Annotated in this window: 16 protein-coding genes and 1 tRNA gene; 13 read left to right on the top strand and 4 right to left on the bottom strand. The window is 71.6% G+C overall.

All coding sequences use genetic code 11. From position 1 onward, the window contains the following. Positions 1-524 precede the first annotated feature (524 nt). Positions 525-2,384, top strand: a complete 1,860-nt coding sequence (locus ACZ6R6_RS15980; RefSeq protein WP_470093906.1) for an alpha/beta hydrolase — start codon at positions 525-527, stop codon at positions 2,382-2,384. Next, positions 2,385-2,888, top strand: a complete 504-nt coding sequence (locus ACZ6R6_RS15975; RefSeq protein WP_470093904.1) for a PH domain-containing protein — start codon at positions 2,385-2,387, stop codon at positions 2,886-2,888. A 59-nt stretch (positions 2,889-2,947) separates the two neighbouring features. Here ACZ6R6_RS15975 and ACZ6R6_RS15970 read toward each other — a convergent pair whose 3' ends face one another. Beyond that, complete coding sequence (locus ACZ6R6_RS15970) at positions 2,948-3,106, bottom strand: hypothetical protein (RefSeq protein WP_470093902.1); 159 nt, start codon at positions 3,104-3,106, stop codon at positions 2,948-2,950. 285 nt (positions 3,107-3,391) lie between these two features. Between ACZ6R6_RS15970 and ACZ6R6_RS15965 the strand changes: the two genes are divergently transcribed. Continuing rightward, complete coding sequence (locus ACZ6R6_RS15965) at positions 3,392-7,531, top strand: hypothetical protein (RefSeq protein ID WP_470093900.1); 4,140 nt, start codon at positions 3,392-3,394, stop codon at positions 7,529-7,531. Positions 7,532-7,578: 47 nt separating this feature from the next. On the opposite strand, the gene ACZ6R6_RS15960 is transcribed toward ACZ6R6_RS15965, so the two are convergent. Then, the gene (locus ACZ6R6_RS15960; RefSeq protein WP_470093898.1) at positions 7,579-7,794 is read right to left on the bottom strand and encodes an Ig-like domain repeat protein; all 216 of its coding nucleotides are present in this window, start codon (positions 7,792-7,794) and stop codon (positions 7,579-7,581) included. 369 nt (positions 7,795-8,163) lie between these two features. Between ACZ6R6_RS15960 and ACZ6R6_RS15955 the strand changes: the two genes are divergently transcribed. The 9 genes from ACZ6R6_RS15955 (at position 8,164) to ACZ6R6_RS15915 (ending at position 19,319) form a co-directional block, all read left to right on the top strand. Then, positions 8,164-9,153: a LacI family DNA-binding transcriptional regulator gene (locus ACZ6R6_RS15955; RefSeq protein WP_470094062.1), complete on the top strand. Its 990-nt coding sequence runs from the start codon at positions 8,164-8,166 to the stop codon at positions 9,151-9,153. Between the two features lie 106 nt (positions 9,154-9,259). Beyond that, positions 9,260-10,243: an ABC transporter substrate-binding protein gene (locus ACZ6R6_RS15950; protein WP_470093896.1), complete on the top strand. Its 984-nt coding sequence runs from the start codon at positions 9,260-9,262 to the stop codon at positions 10,241-10,243. Positions 10,244-10,300: 57 nt separating this feature from the next. Next, positions 10,301-11,812 (top strand): sugar ABC transporter ATP-binding protein, encoded by a 1,512-nt coding sequence (locus ACZ6R6_RS15945; RefSeq protein WP_470093894.1) that lies wholly within the window; start codon positions 10,301-10,303, stop codon positions 11,810-11,812. Further along, positions 11,809-12,855, top strand: coding sequence for an ABC transporter permease (locus ACZ6R6_RS15940; RefSeq protein WP_470093892.1), 1,047 nt, complete (start codon positions 11,809-11,811; stop codon positions 12,853-12,855). Before ACZ6R6_RS15945 ends, ACZ6R6_RS15940 begins: the two co-directional genes overlap by 4 nt. A gap of 301 nt (positions 12,856-13,156) precedes the next feature. Next, positions 13,157-14,140 carry a galactofuranose ABC transporter, permease protein YjfF gene (yjfF, locus tag ACZ6R6_RS15935; RefSeq protein WP_470093890.1) on the top strand — a complete coding sequence of 328 codons (984 nt, stop codon included), beginning with the start codon at positions 13,157-13,159 and terminating at the stop codon, positions 14,138-14,140. Between the two features lie 46 nt (positions 14,141-14,186). Beyond that, positions 14,187-15,842, top strand: a complete 1,656-nt coding sequence (gene araB / locus ACZ6R6_RS15930) for a ribulokinase (protein WP_470093888.1) — start codon at positions 14,187-14,189, stop codon at positions 15,840-15,842. Then, complete coding sequence (locus ACZ6R6_RS15925) at positions 15,839-16,486, top strand: L-ribulose-5-phosphate 4-epimerase (protein WP_470093886.1); 648 nt, start codon at positions 15,839-15,841, stop codon at positions 16,484-16,486. Before araB ends, ACZ6R6_RS15925 begins: the two co-directional genes overlap by 4 nt. Next, positions 16,483-17,964, top strand: a complete 1,482-nt coding sequence (gene araA, locus ACZ6R6_RS15920; RefSeq protein WP_470093884.1) for an L-arabinose isomerase — start codon at positions 16,483-16,485, stop codon at positions 17,962-17,964. Before ACZ6R6_RS15925 ends, araA begins: the two co-directional genes overlap by 4 nt. 200 nt (positions 17,965-18,164) lie before the next feature. Next, entirely contained in the window at positions 18,165-19,319 is a 1,155-nt protein-coding gene (locus ACZ6R6_RS15915) for an NAD(P)/FAD-dependent oxidoreductase (protein ID WP_470093882.1), read from the top strand. 73 nt (positions 19,320-19,392) lie between these two features. Here ACZ6R6_RS15915 and ACZ6R6_RS15910 read toward each other — a convergent pair whose 3' ends face one another. Then, positions 19,393-19,995 carry a DUF4291 domain-containing protein gene (locus ACZ6R6_RS15910; RefSeq protein ID WP_470093880.1) on the bottom strand — a complete coding sequence of 201 codons (603 nt, stop codon included), beginning with the start codon at positions 19,993-19,995 and terminating at the stop codon, positions 19,393-19,395. A gap of 280 nt (positions 19,996-20,275) precedes the next feature. Here ACZ6R6_RS15910 and ACZ6R6_RS15905 point away from each other — a divergent pair, with 280 nt between their 5' ends. Continuing rightward, a complete protein-coding gene (locus tag ACZ6R6_RS15905; RefSeq protein ID WP_470093878.1) occupies positions 20,276-21,874 on the top strand; it encodes an ABC-F family ATP-binding cassette domain-containing protein in 1,599 nt (532 codons plus the stop codon). Positions 21,875-22,038: 164 nt separating this feature from the next. Here ACZ6R6_RS15905 and ACZ6R6_RS15900 read toward each other — a convergent pair. Beyond that, positions 22,039-22,113: transfer RNA gene (locus tag ACZ6R6_RS15900), tRNA-Val, on the bottom strand. Positions 22,114-22,117: the final 4 nt, after the last annotated feature.

Raw genomic sequence — 22,117 nt, 5'->3', positions numbered from 1 at the left:
GACGCTGGAACTGCTTCTCGCAGTACTAAATAGGAAACTTTCCTGTGCAATAGCGTGTTGTCGCTGACCTCTCACCAGTTCTGAACGGTGTCGTCCCTTCCGTGTGCAGGGGCGGGGTGCCGCTCGGGGGCGCCTGCCTGGGCCTCGGGCGGGTGGGGTCCTGTCGCTGCGGCCGGAAGGATGGGGCGAGACGGGGCGGCCGGCGATCATTTCGGTGGATGGTCCGGGATTCCGGGGCGGCGGCCGATCGACGCTCATATACCGCCTTCTTTTTTGTTTACCAAACAAAACTCGCGATTCATGGCTAATCTCTGGCCGGAATGTCGGATTAGCGTGAGTTCAATGTTAGATCTTGCTGCTATATGATCCTTGTGAGATTCTGACGCGTTGTGGCGGCGAATACGACGGCGGGATTAGAGGCGGCGTTATCGCGGGTCGCGCGGCTCGGGGAAGGCCATGCTGGATTACTGGATCCGTGTGCGCGGTGCATGGTGGCGCACGCGTGGGTCGGCGGGGGAGCCCCGATGTTCAGCCAGGCGCTCGCGCACCGGCGCGGGACCCTGCAACTGGCTTTCCAGTCGGCGGCCGAGTCGATAGCGCAGCGGATCAGGCAGCTCGGCGGTCAGGCACGCGTGCCGTCGTTCTCGACGTCGGTCAGCGTGATGGCCGCGGCGCCGGCCCCCTTCTCTGGGATGGACGTCGCCGCCATGGACCGCCTGGTCGCTGATCTGCAACGGGCCGGGCAGGAGTTGCCCGAGGCCGGCCGGCGGCTGGGCGCCGAACTGTCGGCGCTCTGCCTTCCCGGCCCCTCCGGCCGGCAGGTCGCCGACGCCGGGGTCTGGGCGGAGGAGCAGGCGCGGGACCTGCGGCGGCGGCTGGCCACGATCCGGCGGCAGCACGATTTCGGCGCGGCCTCCCAGGCGACGGCCGGTTTCGGGCTGTTCGGTGGACACGCTCCTGACCCGGCCGGGATCGCGCGGCTGACGGCCGCCGCGGGCAGCGGGGACGCCGCGGCGTTGAAGGCACTGCTGGACCTGCAACGGACCGGCAAGGAGGCGACCCTGGCCGCCCGGCTCAACGCGTGGTGGCGGCAACTGGACCCGGCCGCCCAGGACCGCTTGATCGCCGCCTCCCCGGCCCTGGTCGGCAGCCTGAACGGCCTCCCGGCCACAATCCGCGACCAGGCGAACCGGAGATATCTGGCCGACCAGAAGACCACGACCTACATGAAGCTGGAGCGGTTGCGTAAAAGCCGGGCAGAGGTGGACAAGCTGATCAAGGGGCTGGAGCTGAGCAGAGTCGGCGGCCTCACCGGCCGGGCGACCGGGGTCACCGCGGAGCTGGAGCGGCTGCTTGGATCATCGGCGGACATGGAGGAAGCGATCGAAGAACTGGAACTGAAGACGCGGCAGATCGCCGCGGTGGAGAAGGGGCTGGCGCTCGGCGGGCAGAACGGCCGTCCCCCGGCGCTCCTGCTCCAGCTGGAGCTGGGGGGCCCGGGCCAGACCGCCATCTCGTTCGGAGATCCCGACGAGGCCGACAACCTGGTCGCCTACGTCCCCGGTACCGGCACCACGCTGGAAGGTTTCGCTGGAGACGCCAACCGCGCCGCCGTCATATGGGACCAGTCACACTATTTCCAGCCGGACAAGAAGATCGCTTCCATCGCCTGGCTCGGTTACGAGGCCCCGCAGTGGGGCGCGACTCTGAGTCTGACCAGGACGGTCGCCAACATGAACGCCGCCCAGGAGGGCGCTCCGATGCTGGCCGGCTTCGCCGACGGCCTGCGCGCCGCGCACCGGGCGGCCTCCGATGCCCGGTTCACCGTGCTGGGGCACAGCTACGGATCGACCGTCACCGGCCTGGCGGCCCAGCAGCGCCCGGGTGCCTTCGCCGATCAGGTGATCTTCGTGGGGAGCCCCGGTGTGGGCGCCGTGAAGGCCGGGGACCTGGGCGTCGGCTCGGTGTGGGTGGGGGAGGCGCCCAACGATCCGGTGGGAGATATCGGTTCCGTCCCTCTCCAGCTCACCGGGACCCTCAACGACCACGCGCCCCATCTCCCGGAAGTGAGCGGCCCGCTCGGCGTCGACCCCAGCGCGGCTGAATTCGGCGCCCGGCAGTTCTACGTGGAAGATACCGGAGATCCCGCCTACACCTTCAAAGCTCACTCAAGCTACTGGGATAGCAACTCCACGTCACTTAAGAATCTTGCATACCTAATCAACGGTCAGCATGACGCTCTCACTCCGTTTCCCGAGTGGTCTGGGATTCCATCGGCGACTCCGCCGCCTCCCGTCGCCTCGCACTTTCCATCGCCACAACCGGCGTCGACGGAGACTCCGCCATCCCATCTGCTGCCCTCGCCGAAGCCGGCCGGAGGATAGATGCCACGCCTCACCGCGATAATCGTTGCTGTTGTTGTTCTTGCCGTCGGCTGTGCCGAAGGAGGAGAAACCGTGAACGAGCCCACAATGACCCGGGCTCAGGCGCTCGCCAGAGTTGAGCAGCTCATCAAGGAGACGGTCGCGGTGATCAGGCCGGAACCTCGTCTGGACCTCTACCGTCCCAGTCTCAATGTCAACAGCTGTCTCGACCCCACCGACGGGGGTTCCGAAGATCGCATTGTGATCAACCGCTCGTACTATCTGCGGGATATTCCCATGGATCAAATCGGGGAGGTGGCCAGGCAGGTCAAGCAGTATTGGGAACAGCAGGGCCACTACATCGGAGGAGTTTCCAAGAACGGTCTTAATATTTCAGGACGCTCCCGGCCTGATGATTTTCTGCTTTCACTTGCGCCAACCGGCGACGATAACGTGTTAGGTCTGGGAGCTACATCGCCCTGTATCTGGCCGAACGGGACGCCGGGGCCCTCCACCACCACCTGAAAGGAGGGCGGCCGGAGTGCGCCGGAAACGGATCGTGCGCTTGTACGCTCCGTGATGATCTACCGCGGACAACTGCCGATCATCTGTGGCACCGGAGCCGCCGCGATCGGGTCGCGGCTGGTCACCACCGGCAGCGTCAGCGCGAGCGTGAACAGGCCGCCGTGGCCGACGCCGAGCGCGACGATCCAGAGCCACGCGGCGGCGGGCGCGTACGCCAACCCCCGCGATCGCGGGAGGTCTTCCGGCTCCCGCTCGCACTGGATCTCGGCACCCTCCTTCCGGCGCTCCGCACGCCCTTTCGGTGCTCCTCATGCCTCGGTGACGTTGCTGCCGGCAGGTCGCCGGTGGGGCAGGTGATGGGCGTGCCCGGGCGGGGGTGTCCGGGGGGTCGCCTCCGCATGTCCTGGTAAATCCTTCCTTGACATGCAGTGCGCCGATGTGGTCGGCTTTGCGCTTTCTTGATTATCGGCCGACGCGATCCGATCCCCGGGGGAAAGCCACTCATGCCGCGGCGTCACCGGCACGCTCTGACCTGTCTGTCCGTCTCCGTGGCCGGCGCGCTGCTCATGGGGGTCCCCGCGCCGGCGCACGCCGGCGGGCACGCCGCGGTGTCCAGGCCGAGGATCGACCCTGTGCCGGAGGTCCCCGTCCCGGCGAGCGGGTCGGCCGGCGTGCCGCTGGAGCCGTCTCCGGCAGCCCGGCCGGTGCCGGAACGGCCCGTCGGCCCCGAACCGCCCCCGGTGACCACCCCGGCGGGTCCCGCCCTGGTCAACGGGATCGTCGCGGACGCCGAGCGGCGGCTGGCGGCGGAGGGGGCGGGGCGCACGGCGCCTGTGGTCCAGGAGTTGCTGCCCGCGGCCGACCAGGCGCCGATCCTGGAGGTCTCCAGGCCGGCGGCGAGAGCGCTCGGCCGGATCAAGGAGCTCGCGGGGGTCTCGAAGGGCGTCCCGCTGCTCACCTACCGGCTCTGCGCGGAGAGCGCCGGCCGCCCGGCGTCCTGTTCGGCGCCGCAGCCGCCGGCCACGCCGGTGCAGGCCGACGTGACCGGCGACGGCACGGCCGACGTGCTCGCGAGCCTCGTGCCGCAGAAGGTGAAGGGCTCGGACGCGGTGGGGATCGGCCTGGCGAGCGCCAGGCTGCCCGGCAGCGAGACCCACGACGGGCCGCTGAAGGCACAGGTGTGGGCGCAGTACGACATCCCCGGCAAGGACGGCGAGGTCAGGCGGCTGTCGGTCGGCTTCGACGGATACCGGCGCGGGTCCTCGCTGTCCGGGCTCGACTGGGGCATCTTCACCGTCGACCTGGCCGCGCAGGCCGCAGGCGTGGTCGACGTGCGGGCGGACGTGCGGAGGTCCGACCCCGGAGCCTCGGCCGCGGTGGTGGCGGGACTCGACGGCAAGACGCTGATCAGCCTGAGACAGGCGCCCGCGGCCGCGAGGTTCACCGCCCGTGCCAGGTCCGACGGTGAGCGGAGCAGGCTGGGCGTCACATCCTCGGCGCCGGCCGAGCTCGACGCGCTGGTCGTGACCGACCGGCGGAGGTTCACCCGGATGCTGGCCGACGAGATGCGGACCCGGTTGAGCGCGGAACTGACCCGCTCCGGGGGCGCCGCCGACGTCCACTTCACCAGCCCCGCCCCGATCGGCAGAGCGCAGCTCCACGACTACGTCTACCGTGACGGGCTGCTGGCGAAGGCCGCCGGCCTCTCGATCACGAGGCTGCCGTCCGACTTCCGCGCGCGCTACGCCTCGGCGGCGGGCACCCAGGCGCTGACCGTGACCTCGGGGGCGCCACGGGCGGAGGCCGCCGACGTGCTCTACTTCGACAGGGCGGCCGACAGGACCGTCGTCCAGGCCGCGCTCACCGGCCTGCCGGCCCGGGTCAGGCTCGTCAACGACCTCGCCGCCCACCGGGTGACGCACACGGCCAGCTCGGCGATCGGCGGTCTCGAGGTGATCCTCCAGCGCAACGAGGGGGCGATCTCGACCCCCCGGGGCGGCCACGTCACCATGATCAAGGACGGCGGCCGGCTCGGTGTCTCGGGCCGGCTGTCCCAGGTGGCCGGGGCCGACGTCACCTACGGCGGCGTGCCACGGATCCGGTTGAGGCTCGGCCCGAGCGGCCGCCCGTTCCTCGGCGCGGCCAGCATCGACCGGACCCATCTGGTCCGGCTGGAGCTGTCCAACACCCCCGCCAGGATCAGGGCGGAGCTTGATCCGGGCGCGGGCCGGGCCGAATACGGGGCGAGCGGGGTGATCGACAGGCTACGCGCCGCCTACGCCCACACCAGGACCGGCCCGACGGTCGACGGCAGCCTCTACGGCGTCCGCTCGACCGTCAGGGCGTCCTGGCGGCTCGGCGAGCGGACCGCCGTCGACGTGGCGACCACGGCGGACCTCAAGAAGGTCGGGCTCTACGCCGCCAGGAGCTACCTGACGCGGGTCGGCCCGGCCGGCGGCGAGGACGTGCAGGCGGCCGTGGAAGGCGTGCGCGGGCACGTCACCGCCGTGGTCGACACGCGGGACAGCCGCCTGGACTGGACCGCCGACCGCCCGGTGGCCTCGGTGACCGCCGTCGCCAGGGCCGGTGTTCAGGGCCGCGCCTTCAGGCTGGCGGTGAGCGCGACCGGCGTCCCCGCCCGCTTCGACGCCTCATGGGCGGCGCGGACCCCTCGCTTCCGCGGTCTGTCCGGGCCGATCGGCTCGGCGGCGATCGCCGTCACCAACCACGCGGGCGCCCGGGCTCCCGCGGGGCCGCACCTGGCCGCGCACTACGTCGAGGCCAGCGGCGACTTCGACGCCAGCGTCAGGATCGACGGGCTCAAGCACGCGGAGTTCACCCCCACCGGCAGCGGGTTCAGGGCCGGCGTCCGGGCGGCGCGGCAGACCGTCGCCCTCGACGCCGACATCCGGCCGGCCGGGGATCTCCGGTTCGGCGTGCTCGGCCGCCTCGGGCCCGTTCCGGGCGGCATCGCGGTCTCCGCGGCGGCGGGCGGCCCCGTCACCTATGACGCGGGCGGCCGGCGGCTGGACCTGAGGGCCCAGGTCTGGCTGGGCAAGGCCGCGGCCCTCGATGCCATCAAGGCCGTCCCGCACGTGCCCGGCGGTCTCTCCCTGGTCGACGCCGGCTGCGACGGCTGCGGCACCGGCGGCCCGTTCTGCACGGCGGAGCGCGGCTGCTTCGGCCTCAAGGGATCCGTCGACGTCACCGGCCTGCCGTCCAAGGTCACGGTGGACCCCGCCAGGCAGACGTTCGCCTTCACCGGCTATCGGCCCGCCTCCGGCAGGCTCGGCCTGTATCTCGACAGCACCGTCCTCGCCCCCGCGCCGGTCAGGGCGCTCGCCATCCTGACCGGGCTGCCCCGGTCGATCACCCGCATGTCCGTCGGCCCATTCGGCATCGCCAGGGGCAAGGACGACGAAGGCCGCGACACCAGCGTGGTCACCGCCAACTACAGACTGGAGCCCGCCGCGACGGTCGGTTCGCTGAAGGTGCTGGCCGAGACCGACGCGGGAGGCGGATACGGCCGCGTGCGCGGCCAGGTCGCCCTGGACCCGGTCCCCGCCGCCGTCGCGATCAGCGGCGCGTACGGCAAGCGGACGCGGATCCGGGTCCACAACTCCACCCCCGTCCGGAGGCTGCAGGCGAAGGTGACCGCGCTGGGCGGCGGCAGCGGGCCCGGGACCGGCCTGCTCCGGTTCACCGACGTGCCGGCCGTGTTCGGCATCGACGCCGACGCCGCGGACACCGGGCTCCAGCTGCCGGGCCTGACCTACAAGGCGGGCGCCGGCACTCTCGACGGGCTCTTCGCCGTCGAGGGCGCGCTGATCGAGCGGGTCTACCGGCCGCGGGAGGGCGAGCTGCTCGACACCTCCTTCGCCGTCGAGGACCTGGCCGCCGACACCACCGCCAAGGTGAACCCCGACCTGTCCGTCGAACTCGTGTCCAGGCCGGTGCCGACCAGGCTGCTGGAGGTGCACACCGGGCTGTCCCTGGCGCCGGTCGCCGCCCAGCGGGTCTCCGCTCGCAAGGACGTCCCGCGCACCGGGGGATTCCTCGCATACCAGCTGGGCGGCGAATTCGGGCTCGGGCGCAGCAGGATCGGGGACCTGTCGCTCGCCGTGCACCGGATGTCGTGGCTGAGGATCCGTCCCGGCCGGATCCCGTTCGGGATCGCGGCACCGAAGGCGCTCGGCTACCTCACGCCCGGCTTCGAGGGCGGCTACGACCGCCTCGACCTGCGCGCGGACGGGGTCGACCTGCGCCCCGACGTGAAGCTGAACGTCAAGGTCAGCAGGAGCGTCGGAGCCGACGTCTTCAACCAGGACGTGCGGCTCGGACCGGTCAGGTCACTCGCGTTCCGCCACTACGACCAGCGGATGCGCCCCATCGGCGGCAGGCAGACGATCAAGGCGGCCGATCTGCCGCTGGCCTGCGTGACGGTCGGCACCAGGCCGGGGCTCGTCTCCGCACGGGCACGGGACTCGATCACCCTGCGCGGAGCCGCAGGCCCGCAGATGGTCTCGCTGCTCGACCAGGGAGGGCAGGTGCCCGGCTACGCCGTCGACCTGCTGTCCCACTTCATGTCACCTTTCCCCGGAGCGGACTGGAAGATCTCCGCCGTCGACCCCGGCCGCTGCTAGACGGGACCCGGCGTCCCGGCGCCCTCGCGCGTCGCCGGGCGGAGCGGTTACGCGGGTCTCACCACGAGGGTGACGGTGGTGCTCGACGGGGCGGACCTGCCGTCACCGCCGTGGGCGACGGTCAGCGTGGGCCCGCCGACCGGCAGGTCCCGGGAGAGGTCCGCCTTCGCCCTGCCGTCGCGGTTCAGGGTGGCCTCGCCGAGGACGGCGGCGCCCTCCGTCACGGTCACCCGGCCCGAGGGAGCGCCGGAGGCGGCCGTCACCTCGGCACCGGGCCGGTGACCGGCGCCGCGGACAAGGCCAGGGATCAGGCTTTCTTCTCACATGGGGTTCCTCGACCTTTTGTTAGCGTTAACGAACAGGCGTGGCGGTGGAGTGAGCGTTAACAACGGGGGACGGCCAACAGTTAAGGACCTGATGGGCTGCTACGTCAATAGCGGGTTGACGAGACGTTCCACGTGACCGGACCGTAACCGGGCGAGTGCTTGACGGGGAGTGTTGTTAACGTTCACAGTCTTGCCCAAGCCGGGAAAACCCCGGCCGGAAGCCCCGGCGGGGAGACCTGGCCGGGAAGTCCTCGGCAAGGAAAGGAACGACCTGTGGGAACGGCCGCCGAGCGTCGCCCTCCCGTGATGGCCGACGTCGCCAGGGTGGCGGGCGTGTCGCACCAGACCGTCTCCCGGGTGCTCAACGAGCATCCGAACGTCCGCGCCGAGACCCGCGCCCGGGTCCTGGAGGCGATCGACCAGCTGGGCTACCGCCGAAACCTCGTCGCTCGCGCCCTCGTCACCAAGCACTCGCGCCGGCTGGGCGTGGTCAGCTTCGACACCACGCTCTACGGTCCGGCCAGCACGGTTTACGGCATCGAGCAGGCCGCCCGGGCGGCGGGTTACTTCGTGAGCATCGTCAGCCTGCGGACCATCGACAGGGCGGGCGTGCGCGACGCGCTCGACTACCTCGCCGACCAGGGCGTCGACGGCATCGTCGTGGTCGCGCCGCAGCGCTCGGCGGCCCGGGCGCTCGACGACCTGCCGGCGGGCATGCCCGCCGTGGCCGTCGAGGGCGGCCACGCCGGGGACGTCTCGGTGGTCAGCGTCGACCAGGTCATGGGCGCCAGGCTCGCCACCGAGCACCTCCTGGACCTGGGCCACGGAACGGTCTGGCACGTCAGCGGGCCTTCGGACTGGCTGGAGGCCGAGGGGCGGATCGCCGGCTGGCGCGGCGTCCTGGCCGCCGCCGGACGTCCGGTCCCCGAACCGCTGGACGGCGACTGGAGCCCGCGCTCCGGCTATCTGGCGGGCCGGCGGCTGGCCGCGATGGCCGATGAGGTCACCGCGGTCTTCGTGGCCAACGACCAGATGGCGCTCGGGGTCCTGCGGGCGTTCACGGAGGAAGGGGTGAGGGTGCCCGAGCAGATCAGCATCGTGGGCTTCGACGACATCCCGGAGTCGGAGTTCTTCTCCCCTCCGCTCACCACCGTCAGGCAGGACTTCGGGGCCGTGGGCCGGCGCAGCATCGAGGTGCTCCTGCGGCAGATCGAGGCGGACGGGCCGCCCGTGCGCGAACGTCTCGTCGTGCCCCCCGCGTTCGTCGCCAGGGCCAGCACCTCACCCCTGCGCTAGCCGTACAGGCGGGGCCGCACAGAGAACGGAAACAGGGGGCGCTGGAGTCGCCACGGTGATGTTAGCGCTCACAAAGTAGGACCCACAGCATGAAAGGACACCCCCCATGATGAATAGGATCTCGGCGCTGCTGTTGGCCGGCGCCGTCGCGATGACGATGGCAGGATGCGGCAGCGGCGGCTCCGGCGGCTCCGGCGGCTCGGCCGGTGACGGCAAGATCACGATGGGCTTCTCCCAGGTCGGCGCCGAGAGCGGCTGGCGCACCGCCAACAGCAAGTCCGTCCAGGACGCGGCGGGCAAGGCCGGGGTCACGCTGAAGTTCTCCGACGCCCAGCAGAAGCAGGAGAACCAGATCAAGGCCCTGCGCTCCTACATCCAGCAGAAGGTGGACGTCATCGCCTTCTCGCCGGTCGTCGAGTCCGGCTGGGACACCGTGCTGAAGGAGGCCAAGAACGCCGGCATCCCGGTCATCCTCACCGACCGGGCGGTGGACTCCAAGGACACCAGCCTCTACAAGACCTTCCTCGGCTCGGACTTCGTCGAGGAGGGCCGCAAGGCCGGCAAGTGGCTGTCGGAGGAGTTCAAGGACTCCAAGGACCCGGTGAACATCGTCGAGCTGCAGGGCACCACCGGCTCGGCCCCGGCCAACGACCGCAAGGCGGGCTTCGCCGAGATCATCGGGACCGACCCCAAGTTCAAGGTGATCGCCTCGCAGACCGGCGACTTCACCCGTGCCAAGGGCAAGGAGGTCATGGAGGCCTTCCTGAAGTCCAACCCGGACATCGACGTGCTCTACGCGCACAACGACGACATGGGCCTGGGCGCCATCGAGGCGATCGAGGGCGCGGGCAAGGTGCCCGGCAAGGACATCAAGATCATCACTGTCGACGCCGTCAAGGACGGCATGCAGGCCCTGGCCGACGGAAAGATCAACTACATCGTCGAGTGCAGCCCGCTGCTCGGCCCGCAGCTGATGGACCTGGCCGCCAAGGTCGTCAAGGGTGAGAGCATCCCGGCCCGCGTTGTGACGGAGGAGACCACGTTCACGCAGGAGCAGGCCAAGGAAGCCCTGCCGAGCCGCCAGTACTGATCGACGACGGGCCGCTTCCCGGAGCGGCCCGTCCCCATCGAGGAAGGTGGACGCCGCATGGCCGCACCCGTCCCGATCCTGCGGATGAGCGGGATCAGCAAAGAGTTCCCCGGCGTGAAGGCGCTGTCCGACGTCGACTTCCGGCTGCTGCCGGGAGAGGTGCACGCGCTCATGGGGGAGAACGGCGCCGGGAAGTCGACCCTCATCAAGGTCCTCACCGGGGTCTACGACATCGACGCCGGCGAGATCGAGCTGGGCGGCGAGAAGGTCGCCTTCACCGGTCCGCCGGCCGCCCAGCAGGCCGGGATCAGCACGGTCTACCAGGAGGTCAACCTCTGCACGAACCTCTCGGTCGCGGAGAACATCTTCATCGGCCGCGAGCCGCGCCGCCTGGGCCGGATCCAGTGGGGCGCGATGCGCCGCCGGGCCGCCGAGCTGCTGGCCCGGCTGGAGCTCGACGTCGACGTGTCGGCGCCGCTGTCGTCCTACTCGCTGGCCGTGCAGCAGATGGTCGCGATCGCCCGGGCCGTGGACATCTCGGCCCGGGTGCTGATCCTGGACGAGCCCACCTCCAGCCTCGACGCCGGCGAGGTCGCCCAGCTCTTCCGGGTGATGCGCAGGCTCAAGGAGGAGGGCATCGCGATCCTGTTCGTCTCGCACTTCCTCGACCAGATCTACGAGATCGCCGACCGCATGACGATCCTGCGCAACGGCCGGCTCGTGGGCGAGCACCTCACCAGCGAGCTCGGCCAGGTCGAGCTGGTCGGCAAGATGATCGGCCGCGAACTCGCCGACCTGGAGAAGCTGGAGGGCAAGCCGCTCTCGCGGAAGACGGAGCCCCTGGTGGAGGCCGAGGAACTGGGCCGGGCCGGGGCCGTCGAGCCGTTCACCCTCACCATCCACGAGGGCGAGGTCGTCGGCCTGGCCGGGCTGCTCGGCTCCGGGCGCACCGAGATCGCCCGCCTGCTGTTCGGCGCCGACCACGCGGGCACCGGCGCCCTCAAGGTGGGCGGCCGGCCGGTGAACCTGCGCACCCCGCGGGCGGCCATGAACCAGAAGATCGCCTTCTGCTCGGAGAACCGCCGGACCGAGGGGCTCATCCCCGACCTCACCGTGCGGGAGAACCTCATCCTGGCCCTGCAGGCCGCACGCGGCTGGAGCAGGCCGATCCCGCGCCGCAAGCAGGATGAACTGGTCGAGAAGTACATCTCCGTGCTGAAGATCAGCCCGGCCGACCCCGAACAGCTGATCAAGAACCTCAGCGGCGGCAACCAGCAGAAGGTGATGCTGGCCCGCTGGCTCATCCTCGAACCCCGCCTGCTGATCCTCGACGAGCCCACCCGGGGCATCGACGTCGGTGCCAAGGCGGAGATCCAGCGTCTGGTCGCCTCCCTCTCCGACGGTGGCATGGCCGTGCTGTTCATCTCCGCCGAGTTGGAGGAGGTGCTGCGGCTCAGCCACAAGGTCGGCGTGCTGCGCGACCGCAGGCTGGTCGCCGAGCTGGACAACGACGACGACCTCACGACCGACGTCCTCATGGAGACGATCGCGAGCGGAGCCCGCGCATGAACCCCATCCTCAGGCACCGGCTTCTGTGGCCCGCCGTCGTCCTGGCCGCGCTGCTGCTGACCAACCTGCTGTTCACCGACAACTTCTTCGCCGTCCAGATGCGCGACGGCCACCTCTACGGCAGCCTGATCGACATCGTCAGGTTCGGCGCGCCGCTGATCCTCGTCGCGCTGGGCATGACGCTGGTCATCGCCACCGGCGGCATCGACCTGTCCGTCGGCTCGGTCGTGGCGATCTCCGGGGCCCTGGCCTGCCTGCGGATCAGCGGCCTGGACGACCAGGACTCCGTCTCGGGCGTGATCACGGCCGTCGGCCTGGCCCTCGTGCTCTCCCTGGTCCTCGGGGTGTGGAACGGCTTCCTCGTCGCGGGCGTCGGCATTCAGCCGATCATCGCGACGCTGATCCTCATGGTCGCCGGCCGCGGCCTGGCCCAGCTCGTCACCGACGGCCAGATCATCACCGTCAACAGCGGCCCGTACAAGCTGATCGGCGGCGGCTACTGGCTCACGCTCCCGTTCGGCATCATCATCGTGCTGGCGGTCCTCGCGCTGACCGCGGTGCTCACCCGGCGCCTGGCCCTGGGCCTGCTCATCGAGTCGGTCGGCGGCAACGCCGAGGCGAGCCGCCTGGCGGGCATCCGCTCGCGCGGCGTGATCATCATGGTCTACACGTTCGCCGCGCTGTGCGCGGGCATCGCCGGGCTCATGATCAGCTCGAACGTCTCCAGCGCCGACGGAAACAACGCCGGCCTCTGGATCGAGCTGGACGCCATCCTCGCCGTCGTCATCGGCGGCACCTCGCTGTCGGGAGGCCGCTTCTCCCTCGGCGGCACCGTGCTGGGCGCGCTCATCATCCAGACGCTGACCACCACGATCTACTCGATCGGGGTGCCGCCGGAGACGACGCTGCTGTTCAAGGCGCTGGTGGTCACCGTGGTGTGCCTGCTGCAGTCCCCGGCCTTCCGCGCGAAGGCGTTCCACCGCCGCAGGCGCCCGCAGCGGGCGTCCTCGCAGGCCGAAGAGAAGGTGAAGGTCCCGGCGTGAGCGCGGAACGAGTCCGGTGCGGTGAGCGGCCGATGGGTGTGGAGCGAGTCCGGTGCGGTGAGCGGCTGATGGGTGTGGAGCGAGTCCGGTGCGGTGAGTGGCTGATGGGTGTGGAGCGGATCCGGTGCGGTGAGCGGCCGATGGGTGTGGAGCGGATCCGGTGCGGTGAGCGGCCGATGGGTGTGGAGCGGATCCGGTGCGGTGAGCGGCCGATGGGTGTGGAGCGAGTCCGGTGCGGTGAGCGGGGTGGCCCGCGGGGCGGCAGTGGCCCCCGGAACGGGCGAGGGGCGGTGAGCGGCCGATGAGCACCGCCGTCCTGGCCGGCCGCCGCGCGCTCTCGCGCAAATACGTCCCGGTCCTCGTGACCGGCTGCCTGTTCGTGGCCATGTTCGTCGCCGGCGGCGTCCGCTACGACAGCTTCGCCACCGGCCAGGTCGTCCTCAACGTCTTCATCGACAACGCCTTCCTGCTCGTCGTCGCGGTCGGCATGACGTTCGTGATCCTCATCGGCGGCATCGACCTGTCGGTCGGCGCGGTGGTCGCGCTGTCGACGATGATCTCGGCGAGTCTCGTCACGGACCAGGGCTGGCCACCGTCGGCGGTGATCCCGCTGGTGCTGGCCGTCGGCGCGGCACTCGGCCTCGCGATGGGCTGCATCATCCACTACTTCGAGATCCAGCCGTTCATCGTGACGCTGGCCGGGATGTTCCTGGCCCGGGGGCTGTGCTACACGATCGGCACCGACTCGATCTCCATCACCGACGAGACCTACACGGCCCTCGCCCAGGCCCGCGTCGACCTGCCGGGCGGCATGTTCGTCTCGCCGAGTGTGATCATCGCGCTCGTGGTGGTCCTCGCCGCGGCCTACATGCTGCACTACACCCGCCTGGGCCGCAATGTCTACGCGACCGGCGGGAGCGAGCAGTCGGCGCTGCTCATGGGGTTGCCGGTGGCCAGGACGAAGATCGCGGTCTACACGATCAGCGGGTTCTGCTCGGCGCTCGGCGGCGTGCTGCTCTCCCTCTACATGCTCTCGGGGTACGGCCTGCACGCGGTCGGCATGGAGCTGGACGCGATCGCCGCGGTCGTCATCGGCGGCACGCTCCTGACCGGCGGCTCGGGCTATCTGCTCGGCACCGTGCTCGGCGTGCTCGTCCTGGGTCTGATCCAGACGATCATCAGCTTCGAGGGCACCCTCAGCTCGTGGTGGACCAAGATCTTCATCGGCCTGCTCCTGCTGGTCTTCATCCTGCTGCAGCGCCTCATCTCGATGCGCCGCGCCTAGATCGTTCAGCGGTACGGCGGAGCCGCACCTGATCACTGGAGATTGTGTGAACGCTAACAACGACCGCTACGTGGTCGGTGTCGATTTCGGCACGCTGTCGGGCCGCGCCGTCGTGGTGCGGGTGGACGACGGCGCCGAGGTCGGCAGCGCCGTGCACGAGTACGCCCACCGGGTGATCGAGGACCGGCTGCCCGGCACCGACGTGCGCCTCGGCGCCGACTGGGCGCTGCAGTCGCCGCAGGACTGGCGCGACGTGATGCGCAAGGCGGTGCCGGAGGCGCTGGCCGCCTCGGGGGTGTCCGCGTCGCGAGTCATCGGCATCGGCACCGACTTCACCGCCTGCACCGTGCTGCCCGCCACCGTGCAGGGGCTCCCGCTGTGCGAGCTGCCGGAGCTGAAGGACCGGCCGCACGCCTGGCCGAAGCTGTGGAAGCACCACTCGGCGCAGCCGCACGCCGACCGGATCAACGCCCTCGCCGAGCGGCGGGGCGAGAGCTGGCTGCCCCGCTACGGCGGCAAGATCTCCTCCGAGTGGGAGTTCGCCAAGGGCCTGCAGGTCCTGGAGGAGGACCCGGAGGTGTACGGCAGGGCCGAGCGCTGGATCGAGGCCGCCGACTGGATCGTCTGGGAGCTGACCGGCGTGGAGACGCGCAACGTCTGCACCGCCGGCTACAAGGGCATCCACCAGGACGGCGCCTACCCCACCGAGGACTTCCTGGCCGAGCTCAATCCCGCCTTCGCCGGTTTCACCGGCAAGCTCGGCCGGGAACCGGCCCCCCTCGGCGGCCTCGCCGGCCGGCTGACCGCGCGGGCCGCCGGGTGGACCGGACTGCCCGAGGGCATCGCGGTCGCCGTCGGCAACGTCGACGCGCACGTCACGGCGGCCGCCGCGGACGCCGTGCGGCCCGGCCAGATGGTCGCCATCATGGGAACCTCGACCTGCCACGTCATGCCGTCCGACCGGCTGGCCGAGGTGCCGGGCATGTGCGGCGTGGTCCGCGACGGCATCGTGCCGGGGCTGTGGGGCTACGAGGCGGGCCAGTCGGGCGTCGGCGACATCTTCGCCTGGTACGTCGAGACCTCGGTGCCCGAGTCCTACACGCGAGAGGCCGGCCGCCGCGGCCTCACCGTGCACGAGTATCTGACCGAGCTGGCCGCCGCGCAGAAGGTGGGCGGGCACGGGCTGGTCGCGCTCGACTGGCACAACGGCAACCGCTCGGTCCTGGTCGACCACAACCTCTCCGGAATGATCGTCGGACAGACGCTCGCGACCCGGCCCGAGGACACCTACCGGGCGCTCATCGAGGCCACCGCGTTCGGTGCCCGCGTGATCGTGGAGACGTTCGAGGCCGCCGGGGTGGCGGTGGAGGAGTTCATCGTCGCCGGCGGGCTGATGAGGAACCACTTCCTCATGCAGGTCTACGCCGACGTGTTGCGCCGCCCGCTGTCGGTGATCGGCTCCGGCCAGGGCCCGGCGCTCGGCTCGGCGATCCACGCGGCGGTCGCCGCGGGCGCCTACGCCGACGTCACCGCGGCCGCCGCGGCGATGGGCAAGCGCGCGGAGGCCGCCTACGTGCCCGACGCCGGCCGGGCCGACGCCTACGACCGGCTGTACGCCGAGTACCGCATCCTGCACGACCACTTCGCGGACGGTGAGCTGCTGCACCGGCTCCGCGCCATCCGTAACGAGGTGACCGAATGAGACAGACCGTCTGCGCGCTCCACCGGGAACTGGTCCGCAACAACCTGGTCGCCTGGACCGCGGGTAACGTCTCGGGCAGGGTACCCGGGGAGGACCTGTTCGTCATCAAGCCGAGCGGAATCTCCTACGACGACCTGACCCCCGAGTCGATGGTCGTGTGCGACCTGGAGGGCAACCTCGTCGAGGGCTCGCTGTCGCCCTCCAGCGACACGGCCGCGCACGCGTACGTCTACCGGCACATGCCCGAGGTGAACGGCGTGGTGCACACCCACTCGACCTACGCCTCGGCCTGGGCGGCACGCGGTGAGCCGATCCCGTGCGTGCTGACCGCGATGGCCGACGAGTTCGGCGGCGAGATCCCCGTGGGCCCGTTCGCGCTGATCGGCAACGACGACATCGGCAAGGGCGTCGTCGCCACGCTGGAGGGTCACCGCTCCCCGGCGGTCCTCATGCGCAACCACGGGGTCTTCACCGTCGGCGACTCCCCGAAGGCGGCGGTGAAGGCCGCCGTCATGTGCGAGGACGTCGCCCGCACCGTGCACCTGGCACGGCAGCTCGGTGATCCGCTGCCGATCCCGCAGGGCGACATCGACCGTCTGTACGACCGCTACCAGCACGTCTATGGGCAAAGGAGTCAGCGTTGAAGGTCTGGTTTCTCACCGGCAGTCAGGGCCTTTACGGCGAGGACACCTTGCGCCAGGTGGCCGAGCAGTCCCGGCGGATCGCCGCGGCCCTGGGCGGCTCGCTCCCGTTCGAGCTGGAGTGGAAGCCCGTGCTCACCGACGCCGCGGCGATCCGCAGGATCTGCCTGGAGGCCAACGCCTCCGACGAGTGCGCCGGGCTGATCGCGTGGATGCACACCTTCTCCCCGGCCAAGATGTGGATCGCCGGCCTGGACGCCCTGCGCAAGCCGCTGCTGCACCTGCACACCCAGGCCAACCTGGAGCTGCCGTGGAGCTCCATCGACATGGACTTCATGAACCTGAACCAGGCGGCGCACGGCGACCGCGAGTTCGGCTACATCCAGGCCAGGCTCGGCGTGCCCCGCAAGACCGTGGCCGGTCACGTCAGCGACCCGTCCGTGGCGGCGCGGATCGCCGCCTGGGCCAGGGCGGCGGCCGGCCGGGCCGAGGTGGGCTCGCTGCGGCTGGCCCGCTTCGGCGACAACATGCGCGACGTGGCCGTCACCGAGGGCGACAAGGTCGAGGCCCAGCTCCGCTTCGGCGTGTCGGTCAACACCTACGGCGTCAACGACCTGGTCGAGGCGGTCGAGGCCGCCTCCGACAGCGAGGTCACCACGCTGGTCAAGGAGTACGAGGACCTGTTCCGGGTCGCCCCCGTGCTGCGCGCCGGGGGCGAGCGGCACGACTCCCTGCGTTACGCGGCCCGGATCGAGCTGGGCCTGCGCCACTTCCTGGAGGACGGCGGCTTCAAGGCGTTCACCACCAACTTCGAGGACCTCGGCGGGCTGCGGCAGCTGCCCGGCCTGGCGGTGCAGCGCCTGATGGCCGATGGCTACGGCTTCGGCGGCGAGGGCGACTGGAAGACCTCGGTGCTGCTGCGCACGCTGAAGGTGATGTCGGCCGGGCTGGAGGGCGGCACCTCGTTCATGGAGGACTACACCTACCATCTGACGCCGGGGCAGGAGGTCGTCCTCGGCGCGCACATGCTGGAGGTCTGTCCGACGATCGCCTCGGGCATCCCGTCGTGCGAGGTCCACCCCCTGGGCATCGGCGGCCGGGAGGACCCGGTCCGCCTGGTCTTCGACGCCGAGCCGGGGCCCGCCGTCGTCGTCGGCCTGGCCGACATGGGCGAGCGGTTCCGGCTGGTGGCCAACGAGATCGACGTGGTGGCCCCGGCCGAGCCGCTGCCGAACCTGCCGGTGGCCCGCGCGGTCTGGAGGCCCCGGCCCGACCTGCGCACCTCGGCCGAGGCGTGGCTCACCGCCGGCGCCCCGCACCACACCGTCCTGTCGGCCGCGATCGGCGCCGAGGAGCTCACCGACTTCGCCGACATGCTCGGTGTCGAACTGCTCGTCATCGACGTCGGCACCACCTCGCGCCAGTTCGCCAAGGAACTGCGCTGGAACCAGGCCTACTACCGCCTCGCCCAGGGATTCTGACGGCGACGAGGACGACGGCGAGGACGAGAACGGCGAGGACGACGACGGCGAGGACGGAGGGGCGCTGATCGCCGTGCCCGGCCGGCCTCCCCGCCGGAGCCCCTCCCCGCACGGCCGGCCTCCCCGCCGAGCCCCTCCCCGCATGGGAAGGGGCCCCGGCGGGCGGTTTCACCCGGGCCCGGGGTGGAAAGTTCACCGGCGTGGACGAGGTGTGGGATCTGGTGATCGTCGGCGGCGGCCCCGCGGGCTCCGCGGCGGCGCTGAGTGCCAAGCAGCTCCGGCCGCAGGCGCGGGTGCTCCTGCTCGACAGGGCGGACTTCCCCCGTGACAAGGCGTGCGGCGACGGCATCGCCGCCCACGGCCGCGACGAGCTCGCCCTGCTCGGCGTCCCCGACCTCATCGCCGACTACCGGCCGACCCGGCGTCTGTCGGTGATCTCACCCGGGGGCGCGCACGTCTGCGCCACCGTCGCCCGTCCCCACCACGTCGTCCCCCGCGTGGTCTTCGACGCCCGGCTCGTCGATGCCGCCCGGGCCCGCGGCGTCGAGGTCCGCCGCCACCGCGTCCGCACGCTCGCCGTACACCCCGGCCACGTCGTCCTCGACGGCGCCGTCACCGCCCGCGCCGTCGTCGCCGCAGACGGGGCCAACTCGGCCGTGCGCCGCCTCATCGGCGTCGCCCCCGCTCCCGACAGGCACACCGCGATCGCCGTCCGCGGCTACGCCGACCTGCCCGCCGACGACGACGTCCAGCTCATCGCCATGCAGAGGGAGGGCTGGCCCGCGTACGCGTGGTCGTTCCCGATCGGCGACGGCACCGCCAACGTCGGCTTCGGGATGCTCCTGCCCCGGCTGCGCGCCACCGGGCTGCCCGGCCGGGAGGTGCTCCACGGCCGGCTCGCCGCGCTGCTGCCCCACCTGCCCGCCCGGGACCTGCGCGCCCACCACCTGCCCCTGTCGCCCGGCCGCCCGGTGCCCGGAGCCGGCCGGGTGATGCTCGCCGGTGACGCCGCCGGCCTCGTCAACCCGCTCACCGGCGAGGGCATCTACTACGCCCTGCTGTCCGGCCGGCTCGCCGGCGCGGCCGCCGTCCAGGCCGCCGGCGACCCGCTGCCCGCCTACCGGCGCGCGCTGGGGAAAGCCCTCGGACGGCACCTGCGCACCACCGACGTGCTCGCCCGCGCCGCCCAGGCGCCCGGGTTCATCGACGCCGCGATCGGCACCGCCGCCCGGCGCAAGGAGGTCTTCGACCTGCTCGTCGACGTGGGGCTCGGCGCGGGCACGGTGCCGCTGGGGCTCGGGTGCGCGGTGGCCGGCCGCTGGCTGCTGAACGGCCTGCGGGGGAGGGGAGGATGAGGTGCCGGTCCGGTGACGGACGGACGGCGGGAGGGCTCGACGGGCCGGTCCGGCGGGCGCGTGGGCCGGGGGATCAGCCGGCGTCTCCGCCGGCCGTGGCGCCGATGACCTGCGCGAGATCCGCCGGCACGGGGTAGGGGCGCTCGGCCGGGAGCAGTCCGGTCACGTCCCGGCCGCTCCGGAGGGCGGCGTGGAGGTCGCGGACCCGGCCGGTGATGTCGGTGATCGTCAGGGTCCACCCGTCGAGATAACGGTCGACGGCCTCGCCGGACAGGCCGATCTGGACGGACCGGTACGGCAGCGCGTTGTGGTGCGGATCGCGTTCGGGGTCCCACTGGATCCGGACCGGGCTGTGCCGCAGCCGCTCGGCCCACCCGGCACGGTCGTCGTCCGGCCCGTGGTGGCTGAGACAGGAGTGGGCCAGCGCCCACTCGAAGCCCTCGCGGGTGATGTCGACGGCCAGGACGCGGGTCTGGCCGGGCTTGGTGGCCCAGCCGCAGCGGTACATCATCCAGCGGAACGACGGTTTGATCCAGGTCATCCGCTCCCGTTTGAACGGTGCGACGAACCGCTGGGCCGCGACGGCGGGGCCGGCGATCACCGGATCGTAGGCCTGGTAGACGGTGATCGACTCCTCGGTGTAGGCGGCACGGATCTGCCGGTAGGGCACGTTCATGACGCCCAGGGTGGCGGGCCGGGCCCTGCCGGGCAACCGGATTAACCGGGTGGGGCGCGGACGGGACAGCCGCTGACCTGCGGATCACGGTGACAGGCGACCGGCGGGAGGGCGGCGGCGGACCTGTACGCCGAGCCCGGGGCGCCGGCCGGAAAAAGCCGGTGCGCGCCGTGGCGGGGGGCGGGTAGGCTGCGCGGCATGTCCACACCCCGGATCTCTTAGCTCGGACACCCGCTTCCACGCCACCCTTGTGTCCTTGAGCTATCCGGAGTGCGATCAAATGATCACTGTCCGCGGTGTCGACGTGCGCGTCGGCGCCCGCCTGCTGCTGTCCGACATCTCCTTCCACATCTCCCCGGGCCACCGGGTCGGCCTGGTCGGCCGTAACGGCGCCGGCAAGACCACCCTGCTGAGCATCCTCGCCGGCCAGGCGCAGCCGGCGGCCGGCGCCGTCACCCGTACCGGTCCGGTCGGCTACCTCCCGCAGGACTCCCGGGCCGGCGATCCCACCGCCACCGCCACCGAGCGCGTCCTGTCGGCCCGCGGCATGGACCGCGCGGTGCGCGCGCTGCGCGCCGCCGAGGCCGCGATGGCCGGGGCCGCCGGCGCGGTCCAGGACCGGGCGATGCGCGCCTACACCCGCGCGGAGGCGGAGTTCCTGGCCTGCGGCGGGTACGCCGCCGAGGCGGAGGCGGCGCGGGTCGCCGCCGGGCTGGGCCTGCCCGACCAGGTCATGACCCGGCCGCTGGGCACCCTGTCCGGCGGGCAGCGGCGCCGTGTCGAGCTGGCCCGCATCCTGTTCGCCGGCCACGGAACCCTGCTGCTGGACGAGCCCACCAACCATCTCGACGCCGACTCGATCGCCTGGCTGCGCGCCTTCCTGACCGCCCACCAGGGCGGCCTGGTCCTGATCAGCCACGACACCGACCTGCTGGCGGCCACCGTCAACCGGGTCTTCCACCTCGACGCTCACCGCGCGGCCATCGACGTCCACAACACCGGCTGGGAGGCATACCTCGCCCAGCGCGAGGCCGACGAGCGGCGCCGCATCCGCGAGCGCGCCGGCGCCGAGCGCAAGGCCGAGGCGCTGCGGACGCAGGCCGACAAGATGCGGGCCCGCGTCAAGACCGCCGTCGCGGCCAAGAACATGGTCCGCCGGGCCGACCGCATGCTGGCCGAGCTGGAACCCGTCCGCCGCGCCGACAAGGTCGCCAGGATCCGGCTGCCCGAGCCCGCTCCGTGCGGCCGGATCCCGCTGGCCGCGATCGGCCTCACCAAGTCGTACGGGCCCCTGGAGGTGCTCACCGGAGTCGACCTCGCCGTCGACCGGGGCAGCCGCATCGTGGTCCTCGGCCTCAACGGCGCCGGCAAGACCACCCTGCTGCGGACCCTCGCCGGGCATGAGCGTCCCGACGCGGGCCGGGTCGTGCCCGGGCACGGGCTGCGGCTGGGCTACTTCGCCCAGGAGCACGAGACGCTGGACGGTGCCCGCACGGTCCGGCAGAACCTGGCGTCGGCCGCGCCGCACCTGACCGACGGCGAGGCCCGGACCATCCTCGGGTCGTTCCTGTTCTCCGGCGACGACGCCGACAAGCCGGCCGGGGTGCTGTCCGGTGGTGAGCGGACCCGCCTGGCGCTGGCGACCCTGGTCTGCTCCGGTGCCAACGTGCTCCTGCTCGACGAGCCCACCAACAACCTCGACCCGGCCTCGCGGGGTGAGGTCCTCACCGCGGTGAGCGCCTACCCGGGGGCGGTGGTGATGGTCACGCACGACGAGGGCGCGGTCGAGGCGCTGCGGCCGGACCGGGTGCTGCTGCTGCCCGACGGCGTCGAGGACCACTGGAGTCCCGGCTACGCCGGCCTGGTGCCGCTCGCCTGAGATCCCGAGGCGGCGGATCCGCCGCGTCCCGCCCGCCGATCAGCGTGACGGGGCGCCCGTACGGCTCACGCCGTGCGGGCGCGCCGGTCGCGGGAGTGCGGGGGAGAGGCGGTGGTGAGAAGTGGAAAAGACAATCCCCAGGTCGCTGACCTGGGGATTGTCTGTGGTGGACGATACAGGGATTGAACCTGTGACCTCTTCCGTGTCAGGGAAGCGCTCTCCCGCTGAGCTAATCGTCCTCGC

The organism is Streptosporangium sp. NPDC048886 (assembly GCF_055586905.1).
Note: the sequence above shows the minus strand (reverse complement) of the source record. Positions and strands in the feature narration are given on the sequence as shown.